The 16,981-nt window shown below is 66.0% G+C and carries 9 protein-coding genes; 2 read left to right on the top strand and 7 right to left on the bottom strand.

Features of this window, described 5'->3' with window-relative positions; genetic code table 11:
• Nucleotides 1–294: 294 nt before the first annotated feature.
• Nucleotides 295–6,675 carry an amino acid adenylation domain-containing protein gene (locus PFZ56_RS16395; RefSeq protein WP_394304392.1) on the bottom strand — a complete coding sequence of 2,127 codons (6,381 nt, stop codon included), beginning with the start codon at nucleotides 6,673–6,675 and terminating at the stop codon, nucleotides 295–297.
• A 636-nt stretch (nucleotides 6,676–7,311) separates the two neighbouring features.
• Between PFZ56_RS16395 and PFZ56_RS16390 the strand changes: the two genes are divergently transcribed.
• Nucleotides 7,312–8,112 carry a helix-turn-helix transcriptional regulator gene (locus PFZ56_RS16390; RefSeq protein ID WP_102882419.1) on the top strand — a complete coding sequence of 267 codons (801 nt, stop codon included), beginning with the start codon at nucleotides 7,312–7,314 and terminating at the stop codon, nucleotides 8,110–8,112.
• Nucleotides 8,113–8,170: 58 nt separating this feature from the next.
• Complete coding sequence (locus tag PFZ56_RS16385; RefSeq protein ID WP_170002288.1) at nucleotides 8,171–9,592, top strand: efflux transporter outer membrane subunit; 1,422 nt, start codon at nucleotides 8,171–8,173, stop codon at nucleotides 9,590–9,592.
• A gap of 353 nt (nucleotides 9,593–9,945) precedes the next feature.
• On the opposite strand, the gene aepX is transcribed toward PFZ56_RS16385, so the two are convergent.
• The 6 genes from aepX to PFZ56_RS16355 all read right to left on the bottom strand — a co-directional run bounded on the left by aepX (nucleotide 9,946) and on the right by PFZ56_RS16355 (nucleotide 16,981).
• Nucleotides 9,946–10,836: a phosphoenolpyruvate mutase gene (gene aepX, locus PFZ56_RS16380; protein WP_110652615.1), complete on the bottom strand. Its 891-nt coding sequence runs from the start codon at nucleotides 10,834–10,836 to the stop codon at nucleotides 9,946–9,948.
• Nucleotides 10,837–10,892: 56 nt separating this feature from the next.
• A complete protein-coding gene (fumC, locus tag PFZ56_RS16375) occupies nucleotides 10,893–12,278 on the bottom strand; it encodes a class II fumarate hydratase (protein ID WP_110596843.1) in 1,386 nt (461 codons plus the stop codon).
• A gap of 87 nt (nucleotides 12,279–12,365) precedes the next feature.
• Entirely contained in the window at nucleotides 12,366–13,196 is an 831-nt protein-coding gene (locus PFZ56_RS16370; RefSeq protein WP_102882422.1) for a hypothetical protein, read from the bottom strand.
• A gap of 122 nt (nucleotides 13,197–13,318) precedes the next feature.
• Nucleotides 13,319–14,548, bottom strand: coding sequence for a pyridoxal phosphate-dependent aminotransferase (locus PFZ56_RS16365; RefSeq protein ID WP_102863602.1), 1,230 nt, complete (start codon nucleotides 14,546–14,548; stop codon nucleotides 13,319–13,321).
• Nucleotides 14,549–14,819: 271 nt separating this feature from the next.
• Nucleotides 14,820–16,055, bottom strand: a complete 1,236-nt coding sequence (locus tag PFZ56_RS16360; protein ID WP_102882424.1) for an MFS transporter — start codon at nucleotides 16,053–16,055, stop codon at nucleotides 14,820–14,822.
• Between the two features lie 101 nt (nucleotides 16,056–16,156).
• Entirely contained in the window at nucleotides 16,157–16,981 is an 825-nt protein-coding gene (locus PFZ56_RS16355; RefSeq protein ID WP_170002286.1) for a hypothetical protein, read from the bottom strand.

Genomic DNA, 16,981 nt, shown 5'->3' with positions numbered 1-16,981 from the left:
GTCGTAACCTGCCTGAGAATTCGGAAATGGTTGAAGAGAACGTCCTTGTTTCAGATGCAACCTTTCAGAGGCGGCGCAGGGCCCGAGCGCTCAGCGGCCAGCGGCTCGGGCAAACGCCGCAGACACTGATCCCGCCAGGGCTCCCGGCAGCCTGGAGACGCTAAAACATCCGTCCTTGAGTGTCTGACATGGGAAGCCGGGACATGCCCCCGGCGTTGTCCCGGCCCCCGTCCTGTGGCGCCCACGGCGAGCGCCGGCCCTGGGGCCGGCGCACCTGCAAGGCCGAAGATGGGCTCAGAGACGCCGCTGGCGCTTGAGCTGGGGAATGGTGGTGGCGGGAATCTCCAGGCGCTGCAACTGGCACTGGGTATGGGCCGCCAGGGCCGCCAGGGTCGGCTGGCTGAACAGCAGCCGGGCATCGGCATGCAGGCCCTCCTGGCGCATGCGCGCCACCAGGCTGACCGCCAGCAGGGAGTGCCCGCCCAGTTCGAAGAAATGGTCATGGCGCCCCACCCGCTCGACCTGCAGCACCTCGGCCCAGAGCCGCGCCAGGGTCGTTTCCAGCTCACCCTGGGGCGCCTCGAACTCGCGGCTCAGCACTGCGTCCACCCCGGGTTCCGGCAACGCCTTGCGGTCCAGCTTGCCGTTGGCGCTCAGGGGCAGCGATGCCAGCCGCACATAGGCGGCCGGCACCATGTACTCCGGCAACTGCTCCAGGACATGGGCCCGCAGTGCCTCGATACCCGGCGGCGCCTGATCCGGGTGCAGGCTGAAATAGGCCACCAGGCGCTCATCGCGCATCAGCACCGCCACCTCGCGCAGGGCCGGGTGTTGCGCCAGCCGTGCCTCGATCTCCCCCAGTTCCAGGCGCAGCCCGCGCAGCTTGACCTGGAAGTCGTTGCGGCCGAGGAACTCCAGGTCGCCGTCGGCGTTGTAGCGCACCAGATCGCCGCTGCGGTACAGGCGGTCACCGGCCACGAAGGGGCTGTCGATAAAGCGCTCGGCCTGCAACTGCGGCAAGCCCAGGTAGCCCCGGGCCACGCCGACGCCGCCAATATGCAACTGGCCACTGACCCCCAGGGGCACCGGCTGGTCATGGGCATCGAGCACATACAGCCGGGTATTGGTAATGGCCCGGCCAATGGGCAACTGCACCGGCGGTACAGGGGCCCCGGGTTCCAGGGTCCAGGCACTGCTGTCCACCGTGGCCTCGGTGGGACCGTAGACGTTGTGCAACCGGGCCTTGGGCAGGCGCCGCTGGAACAGCCGGGCGATGGCCTCGGTGAGCTCGCCACCACCGCAGAAGACGTCGGTCAGGCTGTGGCACTGTCCGCTCTCCTCCAGTTGCAGGAACTGCAGGAGCATCGCCGGCACGAACTTGATCATGGTCACCTGCTGCGCTTGCACCAGCTGCGCCAGGTAGCCCGGATCACGCTGGCCGTCGGGCCGCGCCAGCAGCAGGCGCATGCCGCTGACCAGGGGCCAGAACAGCTCCCACACCGAGCCATCGAAACTGAACGGGGCCTTTTGCAGCAAGGTGCCGCCCGGGCATGGCCCACACAGTCGCGAACTCCAGTGCATCAGGTTGCCCAGGCCACGGTGTTCCACCATCACCCCCTTGGGGTTGCCGGTGGAGCCCGAGGTGTAGATCACATAGGCCAGGTGCCTGACCCCGAGCCCCGGCACCACAGGGTCATCCTGGCCCGGGTGCTGCCAGTGGTCGCGGTCGAAATCGATCAGCGGCACGGCCTGGGCCTGCAGCAGCGCCCGGGTGGGCTGGTGCACCAGCACGGCCAGTGGCTGGCTGTCATTGATCAGGAAGCTCAACCGCTCCGGCGGGTACTCCGGGTCCAGGGGCACATAGGCGCCACCGGCCTTGAGGATGCCCAGCAGGCCGATGAGCATTTCCAGGCCGCGCTCCACGCACAGCCCGACCCGCACGTCCGGCCCCACCCCTTGCTCGCGCAAGTGATGGGCCAGCTGATTGGCCCGCTGGTTGAGCTGGGCGTAGCTCAGGCATTGCTCGCCGGCCTGCAGGGCAATCGCCTGGGGCGTGCGGCGGACCTGGGCTTCGAACAGCCCGTGCAGGGTCAGCTCGCTGGGGTAGTCGGACGCGGTGGCGTTGAACGCCAGCATCTGCTGCCGATACTCCGCCGCCGGCAGGACGGACAGGCTCTGCAGCAGGGTCTGCGGTGCCTGTTCCAAGGCCTGGACCAGCCCCTCCAGGGCGCAGCTCAGGTAGTCCAGCAGGCGCTGCGCGCCGATCCGCCTGGGCGCCCGGGCTCCCAGGCGAAAGCCCGGTTCCAGGTCGTCCACCGCCAGCATCAAGGGGTAGCTGAGCACTTCTTCGCTGCTCAGCCATTGCGCCCCCGGCACCCCCTGCAACAGGGCCTGGGCGTCGGCGGCGACGTTGTGCCGGTAGTTGAGCAAGGCATTGAACAGCGGCGTCGGCGCCGCCACGCCGCTGCAACGCTGAGCCAGGGACAGGGGCCCCTGCTCATGGGCCAGCAGCGCGCTGAGGCGTTCCTGGGTCTGGCGCAACCCGGCCGCCACCGTCAGCCCCGCCAGTTCCAGGCGCAGCGGCAAGGTGTTGATGAACATGCCCAGGGCCCGGTCCGCTCCCGCACCGGCCTGCAAGCGACCCAGCAGCACCGTGCCGAACAGCAGGTCCTCGCGGCCGCTGGAGCGTCCCAGCACCAGGCCCCAGGCCAGGTGGAACAGGCTGGCGGCACTGACCCCGAACTGCCGCACCTGATGACGCAGGCGCAGGCTCAAGTCGTGATCCAGCAGAGCACTGGCATGCTGCTGATCCACCGGCTCGCCCGCACGCTCCTGCCACTCGAAGGCCAGGGTCGGCTGGTCCACCGAGGCCAGGTATTCACGGAAGAACGCAGCATGGGAGGCCTGCCCCAACCGCGTGCGGGCCACGTAGTCACGGTAGGCAAAGGCCGGCGCCAGTGGCTGTTGCCGGCCATTCATGTGGGCGGCGATTTCCGCCATCAGCAAGGCCGTGGACGTGGCATCGTTGACCAGATGATGAAAGCGCAGCAGCGCGAGCCAGCGCTGGTTCGGCCGGTCCTCGGCCCAGGCCAGGGCCAGCAGCGGTGCCTGGCGGATATCCAGCGGGTTGTGCCGCGGGTGGTAATGCTCGCGCAACTGCTCCGCCAGCGAGCCGCCCTCGGCCGTCGGCTGCCACTGCTCCACCGGCAACCGGGCCTGGCGCCAGACCACCTGCAGCGGCTGCTCTGCCGCCTCCCAGACCAGGCTGGTGCGCAGAATGTCATGGCGCTCGATCACCGCCTGCAAGGCCTGGGCGAAGGCGTCCAGGTCCTCGCGACGGGAAAAGGCCAGCAGCGCGTGCTGCTGGTACGGGTCATGCGCGGCAAAGGTCATGTGGTGGTAGAGCAAGCCCTCCTGCAGCGGCGCCAGGGGATAGATGTCCTGCACGTTGCTCACGCCGCCGGGAACCGTGGCCAGTACCCGGTCGATGCTCTCCTGGTCCAGGTCCACCAGGGTCAGCATCTGCGGGGTGATGTGCCGGCAATCGGCAGGTATGCCATTGGCCGGGATTTCCACGTCCTGCCGGCCCTCCACCGCCGCCGCCAGGCTGGCCAGGGTCGGCTGGCCGAACAGCACCCGCACATCGGCATGCAGCCCCTGCTCCTGCATGCGCTGGATCAGTTCCAGGGCCAGCAACGAATGGCCGCCCAGTTCAAAGAAATGGTCGTGGCGGCCCACCTGTTGCACCTGCAGCACCTGGGCCCAAAGCTGGGCCAGGGTGGTTTCCAGTGGGCCCTGGGGGGCCTGGTACTCGCGGCTGACCAGGGCCTCGGGCCCGGGGGCGGGCAAGGCCTGGCGGTCCAGCTTGCCGTTGGCGGTGAGGGGCAATGCCTCGAGCCGTACATAGGCCACGGGCACCAGGGCGTCGGGCAACTGCCGGCGCAGGAAGTCCCGCAGATCACTGATCGGCACGGCCTCGCGGGCGGTGAACCAGGCCACCAACTGGCCGTCCCGGGCCTGGACCAGCACCTCCTGCAGCGCGGGATGGGCGCCCAGGCGGGTTTCGATTTCTCCCAGCTCGACGCGCTGGCCACGGATCTTCACCTGATCGTCATTGCGCCCCAGGTACTCCAGGCGGCCGTCCTCCAGCCAGCGAGCCAGATCGCCGGTGCGGTACATGCGCGCACCGGGCCGGTCGCTAAAGGGATCGTCGAGGAAACGCTCGGCCGTCAGCTCGTCGCGATTGAGGTAGCCCCGGGCCACCCCGTGGCCACCGATATAGAGTTCGCCGGCAATGCCGATGGGCAGCGGGCGTTGTCGCTCATCCAGCAGATAGACCTGGGTATTGGCGATGGGCCGGCCGATATGCAGCGGCTGCCCGGCCTCGATGCTCCCGGAGGTGGCCACCACCGTGGCTTCGGTGGGGCCGTAGTTGTTGATCAGGGCAAAGCGCTGTGCCTCGGGTAACTGGCGCAGGCGATCGCCACCGATCAACAGGGTGCGCAGGGTCGGATGACCGAGCCGCTGGCTCAAGGCGTACTCGGCCACCGGCGTGGGCAGGAAGCTCACCTGCAGCGGCTGGGCCCGCCACCAGGCGAGCAACCCATTGAGGTCTTCGGGGCCGTCACTGGCCGGGGCCAGGTGCAGGGTCGCCCCGGCGCACAGGGCCGGCCAGACTTCCCAGGCCATGGCATCGAAACCGAAGCCGGCCAGGCAGGAGGTGTGGCTGCCGGCCTGCAGCTCGAAGGCCCGGCAATGCCAGTCCACCAGGGCGGACAGGCTCTGGTGCTCTACCATCACGCCCTTGGGCAAACCGCTGGAGCCGGAGGTGTAGATCACGTAGGCCAGGTGCTGCGCCGTCAGCCCGGGCACCTGGGGACCAGGCGCCGAGCCTGACTGCCACTGCTGATCGTCCAGCTCGATCAGCGGCACCGCCAGGCTCGGCAGGCGCTCGCGCAAACCGGCCTGGGTCAGCAGCGCCACCGGCCCGCAGTCCTCCAGCAGGTAGGCCAGTCGCTCAGGGGGATACGCCGGGTCCAGCGGCACGTAACAAGCGCCGGCCTTGAGGATCGCCAGCAGGCCGACCAGGGTCTCCAGGCTGCGTCGGGCCAGGATCGCCACCCGCTGATCGGGACCGACCCCAAGCCCTTGCAGGCGCAGGGCCAGGGCATTGGCCCGGCGGTTGAGCTGGTCGTAGCTCAGCTGCTGGCCCTGGGCAACCAGGGCCACGGCGCCCGGAGTGCGCTGGGCCCAGGCCTCGACCCGCTTGTGGATGCGCTGCTCGGTAGCCAGCGGCTGGCGGGTGGCGTTCCACCCTTGCAAACGCGCGCCCTGCTCTGCGCTCAGCAGCGAAAACTGCTGCACCGGCAAGGCCACGTTCGCCAACCCCTGCTCCAGCACATGGATCAGGCAAGCGGCCAGGGCCTCGATCTCATGGGGCTGGAAATACCCCGTGTCGTAGACGTAATGCATCCAGGCGTTGTCGTCGAAACGGTTGCTGCGCAGGTGAATGGCCAGGGGCGTCGGCTCGTGGCGATTGGAAACTTTCACCGACGAGGCCACGGCATCGCCGTAGCGGTATTGCAGGTCCTCCAGTTCATAGGACAGGGTCAGTTCGAACAATTGCCCGCGGTCTTCACGCAGCAGGCCGAGGGCGCGATTGAGCTCGCTCAGGGGAAAGCGCTGATGGCGATAATCCTGCTTGAGCACGTCCCGCACCGCCGCCACCAGCGCCTCGAAACTCAGCTCGCGGCCGAAGTCCATGTGCACCGCACTGACCTGGGTGAAACAGCCCAGGGTCACCTTGAAGGCGGCGTTGGGCCGGTTCAGCACCGGCATGCCCAGGACCCACTGGTCGCGCTGGCCGGTGCGGGCGAAATACACATGCAAGGCCGCCAGCAGCACGTGGAAGGCCGAAGCCCCGGTGCTTGTGCCCAGGGCTTTCATCCGCTCATGCAGGGCCGCGGGAAAGGCCTGCACCAGGGTCGCCCCGGGCGTTCCGGCTTCCTGGCCCGGACGATGGCGCGGGCGCAGCAGCGGCTCCGGCAGGCTCTGGTACTTGGCCAACCAGTAGTCGCGGTCCCGGGCATAACGGCTGGACTGCTGGTAGCGCGCGTCGTCCTCGATGAAATCGACAAAGGACGGTGCGCCAGGGCCGGGCTGTTCGCCCCGCGCCAAAGCGCTGTAGAGGCTACCCAAGGACTGGGACAACTGGGCAAAGCCCCAACCGTCGAGGATCAGGTGATGGGCCTCGGCTTGCATCAGGTGATGCTCGGGGCTCAGGCGAAACAGCGAGAAACGGCACAGGCGTTCGCCACTGAGTTTGAACGGCTGCTGCATCTGCCAGTGAATCCGCGCCAGGGCAGTGGCCAGCGGGTCGGCCTCGGCGGACAGGTCGTGAAATGCCAACTGCACCGGCCAGTCGCGGTCGAAGTACTGCAACGGCAAGCCGTCGCTGCTGCCCTCCAGGGACAGCACCGTGCGCAGCACATCATGCTTGCGCACCAGCGCCTCCACCGTGCGCTGCATCAGCTCGGGCTGGAACGGTCCCTTGAGGTCGGCATAGCCGCCGATGTTGTACAGCGGCGAGTCACCGCGGCTCAGTTGATCGAGCCAGATATCCCGTTGCCCGGTGGTCAGCGGCAAGCCTTGGGCCTGCTCCGCCCCGGCGCTCATGCCATCACCGGCGCTGAACGTCCAGCAGGCAGCGCACCGTGGATGACAAGGGTGATTGGCGCGACCAGATCGGCCACGGCAAAGGCAGAAAAACGCATCATAAGATCCTTCTCATGTGATGGGCCCGGGCACCAGCGTCCGCGGATTTAAGCATCGGCCCCACACCCTGTATGTCACCCGAAACCCGGACATTCCTGGGCCCTGGCGGAGCAGGCTCAAGGCCTTGAGAACGGCTCTGGCAGGCCGCCAGGCAAGCCCCCGGGCAGGCACCATCAACGCCGGGACGCTGCTGCGGATCGGCTGAAATAGCTGTAGGACATTGACCACCCGTACATGAGGCTCCTGGCCTCGCCTGCCTTGCCGCCAAGGCCTGATGAGCCTGTGCCGGCAGCGCCTTGCACAACCGCGAGGACGAACGCCAGCGGGGATTGCGCGCCTGTTGCCGGCCCACGGGGACAGCCCGGCAGCGCTCTGATGCGGCCTGCGTGTCCCGGTTTACCCCTACAGACGCGAAGTAAATTCTTAGGCTTAAATCAGATTTTTCCGACCAAATCAGGTACATGAACACTGTGCTGCGGGCCACCGTGGCGACCGCGTTTCGATCAGCGATTTGTCTCGATCAAGGATGATAAGGATATGGGTCTGACCAGCAGTATCGCCAACATGGAAACTCCACCCTTCTACTTCGAACTGGGGCAGTTGATCTCCAGTACCGGCCATTGCGGATTCGCCAGGGACATGCTGCAACTGGTGGACAAGCTGGTGCCGGTCAGCCAACTGCTGCTCAGTGAGTGGACCCTCGACGAACGCCAGGCCAGCTCCCTGGCAATCACCTTGCTGGGGCGGGCCGGGCTGCAGGAGGACCTGCCTCTGCCGGAGCCCCCGCGACGCCATGATCCGCTGCTGCACAAGATGCTGGAAATGGACGACTCGCTGCTGATTCAGATGAATGCCCAGGCCCAGGGCGGAACATCGCGCCACACCCCGCACCAATGCCATCTGGTCTCGCGCAAAGCCAACCGCCGCTGTGTCATCGCCCTCTACCGCGAACCCTCCCAGGGCGGTTTTTCCCTGGCCGAACTGTCCTTTCTCAAGAGCCTGTCGGCGACCCTGCTGCCGCTGTTGGAGCGCCATGCCCAACTGCACCGGCAACAGGCCCTGAAGAACCTGCGCAGCTGGAGCAGCCGCCCCCTGGATGCGCGTCAGCAGACGCCCCTGCAACGGGAGTTCGACGAGCGCCTGTCCCTGGGGGACATCAGCCTTTCGGCACGGGAAAAAGAAGTCTGCCTGGGGCTGTTGACCGGAGGCACGGTGCCGGAAATGGCCCAGCGCCTGAGCGTCAAGAACAGCTCCATCGAAACCTACCTCAAGCGTGCCGCCGCCAAGCTCGGGGTCAGTGGCCGCCACGGCCTGGCCAAGTGGATGGTCGGCGCCTGAGGCGCGCTTGCTGCGCCCCTGTCGTCCACCTTCAGGATGTCCTTGTCACGAGGCTGATATGCGTACCTCCCCTTCGATCCTGGCGGCCCTGGCCCTGGCCCTCGGCGGCTGCTCGCTGATCCCGGACTACCAACGCCCAGCGCCGCCGGTTGCTGCCCATTACCCTCAAGGCCTGGCCTACGCCTCGGCCGCCGGCACCGCGGGAGCCGACTGGTCCGGCCTGTTCCAGGACCCCTTGCTGCAACAGTTGATCCACAGTGCCCTGGACAACAACCGCGACCTGCGGGTGGCGGCGCTGAACGTCGCGGCTTATCAGGCCCAGTACCGCATCCAGCGCGCCGACCTGCTGCCGGCGGTGTCGGCCAATGTCAACGGCAAGCGCCAGCGGCTGCCCGAGCAGATGACCGGTGGCAAGGCGCTGATCAATTCCAGCTATGGGGCGAACCTGGGCATCAGCGCCTACGAGCTGGATTTCTTCGGCCGCATCCGCAGCCTCAGCCAACAGGCGTTGATGACCTACCTGTCCAGCGAGCAAGCCCGGCGCAGCGCGCAGTTGAGCCTGGTGGCCAATGTCGCCAGTGCCTACCTGACCTGGTGCGCCGACCAGGAACTGCTGGAGCTGACCCGCAAGACCCTGGCCGCGGATGAGCAGAGCCTGCGTTTGACCACACGCAACGGCCATGCCGGGAAGATCTCGGCCCTGGACGTGGCCCAGGCCCGCACCCGCGTCGACAGCGCCCGGGCCAACCTGGCCCGCTACCAGCGCCAGGTGGCCCAGGACCTGAACAACCTGACCCTGTTGGTGGGGGCGCCCCTCCCCGCCGACCTGCCCCAGCGCAGGCTGGCCGAAGGCATGCTGGCCCAGGTGCCCGCAGGCCTGCCTTCGAGCCTGTTGCAGCGACGCCCGGACATTCTCCAGGCCGAGTACCAACTGCAGGCCGCCAACGCCAACATCGGCGCGGCCCGAGCGGCGTTCTTCCCCAGCGTCAGCCTGACTGCCAATGCCGGGAGCTCCAGCAAGGAGCTTTCCGGGCTGTTCAAGGGAGGGGCTGGCGGCTGGACCTTTCAACCGCAGATCAACCTGCCGATCTTCAATGCCGGCAGCCTGCGCGCCAGCCTGGACTACGCCCGGCTGCAGAAGGACATCAGCGTCGCCCAGTATGAAAAGGCGATTCAGACCGCCTTCCAGGAAGTAGCCGACGGCCTGGCCGCTCGCCAGACCTATCAGCAGCAATTGATGGCCCAGGGCAATCTGGTGCAGGCCAGCCAGGACTACTACAACCTGGCCGAGCATCGCTATCGCATCGGCGTGGACAGCAACCTGGTGTTCCTCGATGCCCAACGCTCGCTGTTCAGCGCCCAGCAGGGCCTGATCAACGACCACCTGGCGCAGCTGCTGGCCGAGGTCGACCTGTACCGGGCCCTGGGGGGCGCCTGGAGCGCAGCACCGAGCCTGGCCGGCACCCAGGCACAACCCTGACGCGGTCCTCGGCTTGAGGTCCGAATTGAGATTCTAGGTTGGAGGGGGAAGTAGCGGCTAGCGGGGGATGTTGAACGCATCGAACCTGAAGTGCCGACCCGGCCAGCCAAGGGCAGTAGGCAGAACACGGACCGGGCAGGCAGGTATTGCGATGTTGCAGCCCGCCCTGACCAGAAACCACCACTGGGCATGGAGCCTGTGGTGGCTGGCCGGGCGAACGGGGCAATTCTAAGCAGCGGTCCTGGCAACGTATGTAAGAAAATTCTTATTCCTGCATATCCTCAGTCGCGCAATCGACGGGGATAAAACCAGAATCTTCCAAGAATGCTCGGGACCGCCGCTGTCGCCCGCGGTCAACGGGTGCCCGGCACCAGATCAAGGATCTCCTCGATGCCCAGGCAACGGGGTTCCACCTCCAGGGTCCGGCCATGTTCGAGAATGCCCACCGCCACATCACGCATGGCCATGTAGGCACTGCGCAGCATGTGGTTGGCGTAGATCACCGCGTTGAAGCCGGCTCCTTCCAGCTCGTCGAAACTCAAGTGGGCATAACTGGTGGGTACGCAGATCAGCGGCACCCGCGGGCATTGGCGACGGAACTGCCGGGCGAATTCGAGAATCTCCAGGCCGTCCTTTTTCCGACTGTGGATCATGATCCCGTCGGCGCCGGCGGCGACATAGGCCAGGCAGCGCTCGATGGCGTCGTCCATGCCCTTGTCGAGGATCAGGCTTTCACAGCGCGCGATGATCAGCAGTTCTGCATGGCTGCGGCTGGCGCAGCCCACGCGGATCTTCTCGCAGAATTCCTCGATGCTGTCCTGGACCTGGCTCACGGCGGTACCGAACAGGGAGTTCTTCTTCAGCCCGCACTTGTCCTCGATGACCACCGCCGAGACCCCGGCCCGGTCCAGCATCTTCACGTGGATGGCGAAGTGCTCGGCCTTGCCCCCGGTGTCGCCGTCGAAAATCATCGGCAGCGAACAGACATCGAAGATCTCGCGAATGCCGTGCAGGCGGTTGCTGGGCGAGAGGATCTCGATGTCCGGCAGGCCCTTGTGGGTCGAGTCGGTCAGGGAACTGGACCAGATGGCGTCGTAACTCAGGCTGGGCCCGGGCCCGCGCTCCAGCCTGGATTGTTCGGCCAGCAGCGCCGAGATCGGGCTGTGGGCTTCAAGGACCCGCAGACAGCGCTTGCGGCGCAGCAACTGGCTGAGGTGGGTTCGGCGAATATCAGCGTCCTGCATGGGATTCACGCGCCTCTTGTGAGTAGGAACAGCGGGTTGGCTGCGGCGGCCAGGGCTCAGGGATGGGTCATGTCCAGGGCCACCACATAGCGGTCGAAATCCGCGGCCGAAACGTAGCCAAGCTGTTGCGCCACCTCCCGCAGGGACTTGCCCTCCTGGTGGGCGGTCTTGGCGATGATGGCCGCCTTGTCGTAGCCGATGTGCCGGTTGAGGGCGGTCACCAGCATCAGGTTCTTCTCGATGTTGGCCTCGATCCGCGCTCGGTTGGGCTCGATGCCCACTGCGCAATGGTCGTTGAAGGCGCGGCAGGATTCGGCCAGCAAGGTGATGCTTTCCAGCACGTTGTGCACCATCACCGGCTTGTAGACGTTGAGCTGGAAATTGCCCTGGCTGCCGGCAAAGGCCACGCTGGCGTCGTTGCCGAAGACCTGGGCACAGACCATGGTCAGCGCCTCGCACTGGGTCGGGTTGACCTTGCCCGGCATGATCGAAGAGCCCGGCTCGTTCTCGGGAATGTCGATCTCGCCGATGCCGCAGCGCGGGCCGCTGGCCAGCCAGCGCACGTCGTTGGCGATCTTCATCAGGGCCATGGCCAGAGTACGGATCGCCGCCGAGGTGTTGATCAGCGCGTCATGGGCCGACAGGGCGAAGAACTTGTTGGCGCAGGACTTGAAGGGGTAGCCGGTGAGCTCAGCGATGATTCGCGCGCACTCGTCGCCGAACTGCGGGTGGGAGTTGAGCCCGGTGCCCACCGCCGTGCCGCCGATGGCCAGGTCGTAGAGGCCGCCGAGGTTGAGTTCGATGGCCCCCAGGGCGTAGTCGATCTGTTCGACCCAGCCGCCGATTTCCTGGCCGAGGGTGATCGGGGTGGCGTCCTGCAGGTGGGTCCGGCCGACCTTGACCACGTCGCGATACTGCTGGGATTTTTCGAACAGGGTGTCTCGCAGAGTCGCCACCCCGGGCAGCAGGGTCTCGAAGATTTCCGTCACCACCACCATGTACATGGCCGTGGGAAAGGTGTCGTTGGAAGACTGCCCACGGTTGACGTGGTCGTTGGGGTGGATGGGCTTCTTGCTGCCCAGCTCGCCGCCGAGCATCTCGATGGCCCGGTTGGCGATCACTTCGTTGGCGTTCATGTTGGACTGGGTGCCGGAGCCAGTCTGGAACACCACCAGCGGGAAGTGATCATCCAACTGCCCGCTGATGACTTCGTCCGCCGCCTTGACGATGGGCAGCGCGATGGCTTCAGGCAGTTCGCCAAGCTTGAGGTTGGCCAGGGCCGCGGCCTTTTTCAGGATGCCCATGGCACGGATCATCGGTGCGCCCCACTGGAAGCGCGAACGGCCGATGGGGAAGTTGAGGATCGAGCGCTCGGTCTGAGCCCCCCAGTACCTGTTGGACGGTACGGAAATGGAACCCATCGAGTCGGATTCAAGACGCATGTTCATGGTTCTCCAGTCTTTGCTATGCAGCACAGTCAGTCATGGGAGGCCGGGCCGTCGCCGCGCCCGGCACGGTTTGCAGGGGCCCTACGCCTTGAGCACGGAGGCCATTTTTTCCAGGTGCGCGCAGGCCCGCACCACGTACTCGTCGGAGAGCGCGGCGATGCGCCGGTAGTCGATCTGCTGGCCGGTGGCCTGGGTGTAGAGCTTCAGGGCGTCGGTGGCGTGGCGGAAATGCCGGGCCTCGACGGCGCCGCAATGGACGCTGAGGAAACCGGCGATGCGGTTGGCCTCCCCCGCCGGATAACCGCAGGACTCGCGCAGCCAGTTCTTCCACAGCGGTGTCATCAGGTTGTATTCGCCGGTGTTGAACAGCTCGGTCAGGGCCATCATCTCCAGGGCTTCCACCAGGTTCGGAGCCAGGGGGCGCTTCTCCCCGACCCAGGTGGAGAACTCCTTGGTGATGGGGTTCAGGTACTTGTCCTGCAGGCGCCAGTTGTCGGAGCCGCAGATGGCCGAGGCCATGCGGTGGTACAGCTTGGAATGGTGGGGATGGCCGTGCATTTCGCCGAGGCCGACGTCTTCGACGATGATCTCGCCGCAATGCCGGGCGGCCTCCAGCAGCTTGAGTTTGTTGTCGTCGCCGGGCAGGTCCGCGGACTCCTGCAACAGCCGCACGATGATGCTGGACACCGCGTGAGCCGCGCCATCAGGGCTGCGCCAGCCGCAGAAAAAGGTGCACAGCGAATCCTCGGACCAGCGGCTGGATGTCATGCGCTGATAGGTCTGGCAGTAGCCGTCCAGCTTGTCGGGATGATTTTCAAAGCCAGTCAGCAGGGCCTCCACCAGATTCCGGTCTTCGACATCCACCAGGGCCTGGTGCACGTAGCCGATGAACGCTTTGCGGGAACTCTCCATGTTTCTCTCCTGTATTTATTATTCACTTCACGGACAGCAAGACGAGCGACGCCACCCGGGCCACCACAGGGGCGCGGGAACAGCGGTGATGACGGTGCAACGGCGGGCGACTTGAAGCGCCGTCAGTCCATGACGATGGCCGACATGAACTGGTTGAAACGGCCCAGCCCCTCGATCAACTCCTGGTACTCGACGGCGTAGGAAATCCGGATGCAATGCGGGTCGCCACACCCCGAGCCCGGGACCACGGCGATATGCGCCTCGGTCAGCAGCAGGTCGGCCAGGTGCTCGACATCCCGCACCTGCTCGCCGCGGTAGTAGCCCCCCAAGCGGGAGGAGACATCCAGGTAGAGATAGAAGGCCCCTTCCGGTGGTGCATAGCGGATGCCTTCCAGGCGATCCAGGTAGGTGCGGGCAGCGTGCAGCTGCCGTTGCAGGAACGGATTGACCTGGTCGGCGAACTGCGATGAATCGGCGTTCAGGGTATTGAGCGCGGCGTATTGGGACAGGCTGCTGGGGTTGGAGGTGGTGTGGCCCTGGAGGTTGTGCATGGCCGCGATCACCGGCGCCGGGGCGCAGGCGTAGCCGATCCGCCAGCCGGTCACTGCCTGGCTCTTGGAAAAGGAGTCGATCAGCACGGTTTGCGGTTTCAGCGCCGGGAACAGCGAAAGGATGTTGTGATGCTCATGGGGCTCGCGCACCAGGCCGCGATAGCACTCGTCGAACATCACCCAGAGCCCCTGGTTGAAGGCCAACTGAGCGATCGCCAGCAGTTGCTGGCGTTGATAGACGGTGCCCGTGGGGTTGTTGGGGGTGTTGATGACGATCATCCGGGTGCGCTCGCTCAGCGCACCCTGCACCGCCTCAAGGGTCAGCCGGTAGTCGTCGCCCCGGGTCTCGACCAACACGGGCGTGGCGCCCGCCAGGCGGATCTGGGTGGGAAAGGTTTCCCAGTACGGGGTCGGCACGATCACCTCGTCACCGGGGTTGAGCAGCACCATGCAGGCGTTGTACAGGGCCTGCTTGGCCCCGGCGGTCACCGCCACTTCATTGGCCGCAAAAGTCACGCCGGTGCGCTGGCTGACCTGCTGGGCGAGCTTTTCCCGCAGGGCCGGCAGGCCAATGGGCGGGGTGTAGCGATTGCGCGCGTTTTCGATGGCGTCGATGGCCCCGGTGCGCATGTCCTGGCAGGCGTCGAAGGACAATTCACCGGCGGCGAAGTTGATCACCTTGACCCCGCTTTCCTTCAGGGCGTTGGCTTTGCTGCGCATGCTGGACGTACCGGGGGCACTGAGGCCCAGGGCACGCTTGGACAAGGAAAATCGGCTTGCAGTGGCTTCGCTGTTATTCATGTTCTTACCTGCGAAAACGATCTGGAAACAAGGCGCCCCGAATTCGGGAAACACCCTGCGCAGCCAACCTGGATGGGGGCTCCAGCCAGGTCTTCTTACATTCTGATGACAGTCAGAATGTCCGGCCAATACCGTTTGCGTCGTGATTGATACTGCAAAAGTAAGAAATATCTGATGGCCGCGAGGCCCCTGCCGCGAGCCCGGGCGCAGAACGCATCAGGCCCGGGCAGAACAGCCCCGGGCCTGATGATTCAAGGGTCGACAGCAAGCATCAGCCAGGGCTGGACAATGCCCGAGCATCGGCGTCCAGGCCGCGCTGCACGTACCAGGACAGCGGCAGCGTCAGCAGCAGCGTGGCGGCCAGGGCCATCACCGCCAGGGGTATCCCGGTAACGTCCCCCAGGCTGCCGAACAGCACCGGGGCCAGCGCCCCGCCACCGATGGTGCCGGTATAGAACAACGAGAACGCATGCTCGCGTTTGCCGGCCCCCGCCAGGTCCGGCACCGCGCCGTACAGCACCGAGGAGGTGCCGTTCAGCGCCAGGCCCAGCAGGGGCAACATCAGCATCAGGCCGTTGTAGGGCAGAAATACCGCCAGCACGATCAGGCTGGCGGTGGTGAATTCGGTGATCCACACCGTCTTCATCATGCCGATGCGCGCCCCCAGGTAACCGCACAGCAACTTGCCGAAGGCGCCGCCGACAAACAACAGGGTCAGGGCCAGGCCGATGCCGGCGGTGCCGGCGCCCTTGGCCTTGAGCAAAAACGGCAGGAAGGTCAAAAAGCCCATGCGCACCGCACTGTCCAGGGTGCCGGTGAGGATCAACGCGCGCATTCCGCTGGCCGAGCCTTGGCCCTTGACCGCCTTGGGCGCCTTCTCGCTCATGGCCGCGGTGACGGCCCGGGAGGGAATCAGCCACCACAGCAACAGCGCGGCGGCCAGCCCCAGGAGGCCGATCAGGGTGACACTGGCGCGCCAGCTGATCACCGTCAGTAACAGGCCCACCAGGCCGGGGATCAGGGTCTTGCCGATGTCCCCGGCAAAGTTGTACTGGGACAGGGCCTCCTTGACCCCGCCTCCGGCTTCATGGGTGTCGGTGATCAAGGAAGACGCCAGCGGATGCTGGGTACTGGCCCCCAGGCCGCCCAGCAGCAGGGCCAGGAGCAACACGCTCAAGCCCCCGGCCTGCCCCGCCAGCAGGTAGGCCAGCCCGGCCAGCGCCGTGCCGCCCACCAGCAGGCGCTCGCGGCCCCAGCGCTTGGCAGCACGGCTGGCCAGCAGTTGGAACCCGGCCATCATCCCGGAATAGGCCCCGCGCAACAGGCCGATCTGGGCATAGCTCAGGGCGAACTGCGCCTGCCAGATCGGCAGCAGCACGTAGATCACATCGGTGAGACCGTCGTGTACCGCATGAGCACTGCAACCGGCCACCAGGGAGCGGCGGCGTACCGAAGTGTCGGTGGCCGGCATGGCCTCCAGGGAGGCGCTGTGTTTCAGGTCATTCATCTTGGGGGCGGGCTGCGAGGTCGAAGGGATAGGAATCAGTCACAGGATAGGCAAGCCTGGGCCAGCCACAAGCCCCGTCGCCAGGGCCGGGCCGCACGCCATCAGCGCAACAACTGGCTGCAGTCGCGCATCACCCGGGCCTTGCGCTGCAGGTATTCGCAGAAGATTTCCCGCGCCACGTTGGGGTCGACACGCACCTGCATGGCATCGACGAATTCCTCGACCGCCGCCACCGCATGGGCGAAGTGGTTGCTCTCGGTGCCGCCGGTGTGCACCGTGACCCAGGCCACGGTGGTCCGGGCCTTTTCCGCCGGCACGCCCATGTCGCGCACGAACCATTGCTTGTACAGCGGGTGGATGAACTCCACTTCACCGTGGGTATAGACCTCGTGGATCAGGGTAGTCAGCAGGCCCTGGAGCAGATCGCGATCGCGCAGACGGCGGAAGTCGGTCCAGTCCTTGAAGCCTTGCGCCGAGGGCAGGCAGTTTTCCTTGAGCAGCCACTGATCGTCGCCACAGATGGGCGTTGCCATGTTGTAGAACAGGTCTGAATGCAGGGTGTTGCCCAGAGCGCCCAGGTCTTCATCGGTAATGCGCTGCAGGCTGCCGCAGGCACGATAGAGGCCGTCGGCGGCTGCCGAACCCTGACCCGAGCGGGCCAGCAAGGTGATGCGGTTGGCCAGGCCGGACACGCTGGTGGCGGAATTGTTGGTCTTCGACCAGCTGGCAAAGAACTTGCGCAGCACGGCAGGCGCGTGGCGGCGCGAGGTGAGCTTCTCGAAGGCATTCTCGATGTCCACCAGGGCGTTCTCTTCGCTCCAGAACGCCTCGAACAGCGCATGCTTCAAGACACTGGCCGGCATGTCGTTCAACACAGGTTCGACAATCTTCAACAACTGGCTCTGCCGGGTCAGTACGTTATTCAT

Origin of the sequence: Pseudomonas danubii, from assembly GCF_042980055.1 — a bacterium.
Classification (GTDB): domain Bacteria; phylum Pseudomonadota; class Gammaproteobacteria; order Pseudomonadales; family Pseudomonadaceae; genus Aquipseudomonas; species Aquipseudomonas danubii.
Note: the sequence above shows the minus strand (reverse complement) of the source record. Positions and strands in the feature narration are given on the sequence as shown.

Excerpts from the sequence above, each read along its gene's own strand:
- fumC (WP_110596843.1), bottom strand. The coding sequence starts at position 12,278 with ATGCGTCTTGAATCCGACTCGATGGGTTCCATTTCCGTACCGTCCAAC.
- PFZ56_RS16385 (WP_170002288.1), top strand. The coding sequence starts at position 8,171 with ATGCGTACCTCCCCTTCGATCCTGGCGGCCCTGGCCCTGGCCCTCGGC.
- PFZ56_RS16355 (WP_170002286.1), bottom strand. The coding sequence starts at position 16,981 with ATGAATAACGTACTGACCCGGCAGAGCCAGTTGTTGAAGATTGTCGAA.
- aepX (WP_110652615.1), bottom strand. The coding sequence starts at position 10,836 with ATGCAGGACGCTGATATTCGCCGAACCCACCTCAGCCAGTTGCTGCGC.
- PFZ56_RS16390 (WP_102882419.1), top strand. The coding sequence starts at position 7,312 with ATGGGTCTGACCAGCAGTATCGCCAACATGGAAACTCCACCCTTCTAC.
- PFZ56_RS16370 (WP_102882422.1), bottom strand. The coding sequence starts at position 13,196 with ATGGAGAGTTCCCGCAAAGCGTTCATCGGCTACGTGCACCAGGCCCTG.
- PFZ56_RS16365 (WP_102863602.1), bottom strand. The coding sequence starts at position 14,548 with ATGAATAACAGCGAAGCCACTGCAAGCCGATTTTCCTTGTCCAAGCGT.
- PFZ56_RS16395 (WP_394304392.1), bottom strand. The coding sequence starts at position 6,675 with ATGAGCGCCGGGGCGGAGCAGGCCCAAGGCTTGCCGCTGACCACCGGG.
- PFZ56_RS16360 (WP_102882424.1), bottom strand. The coding sequence starts at position 16,055 with ATGAATGACCTGAAACACAGCGCCTCCCTGGAGGCCATGCCGGCCACC.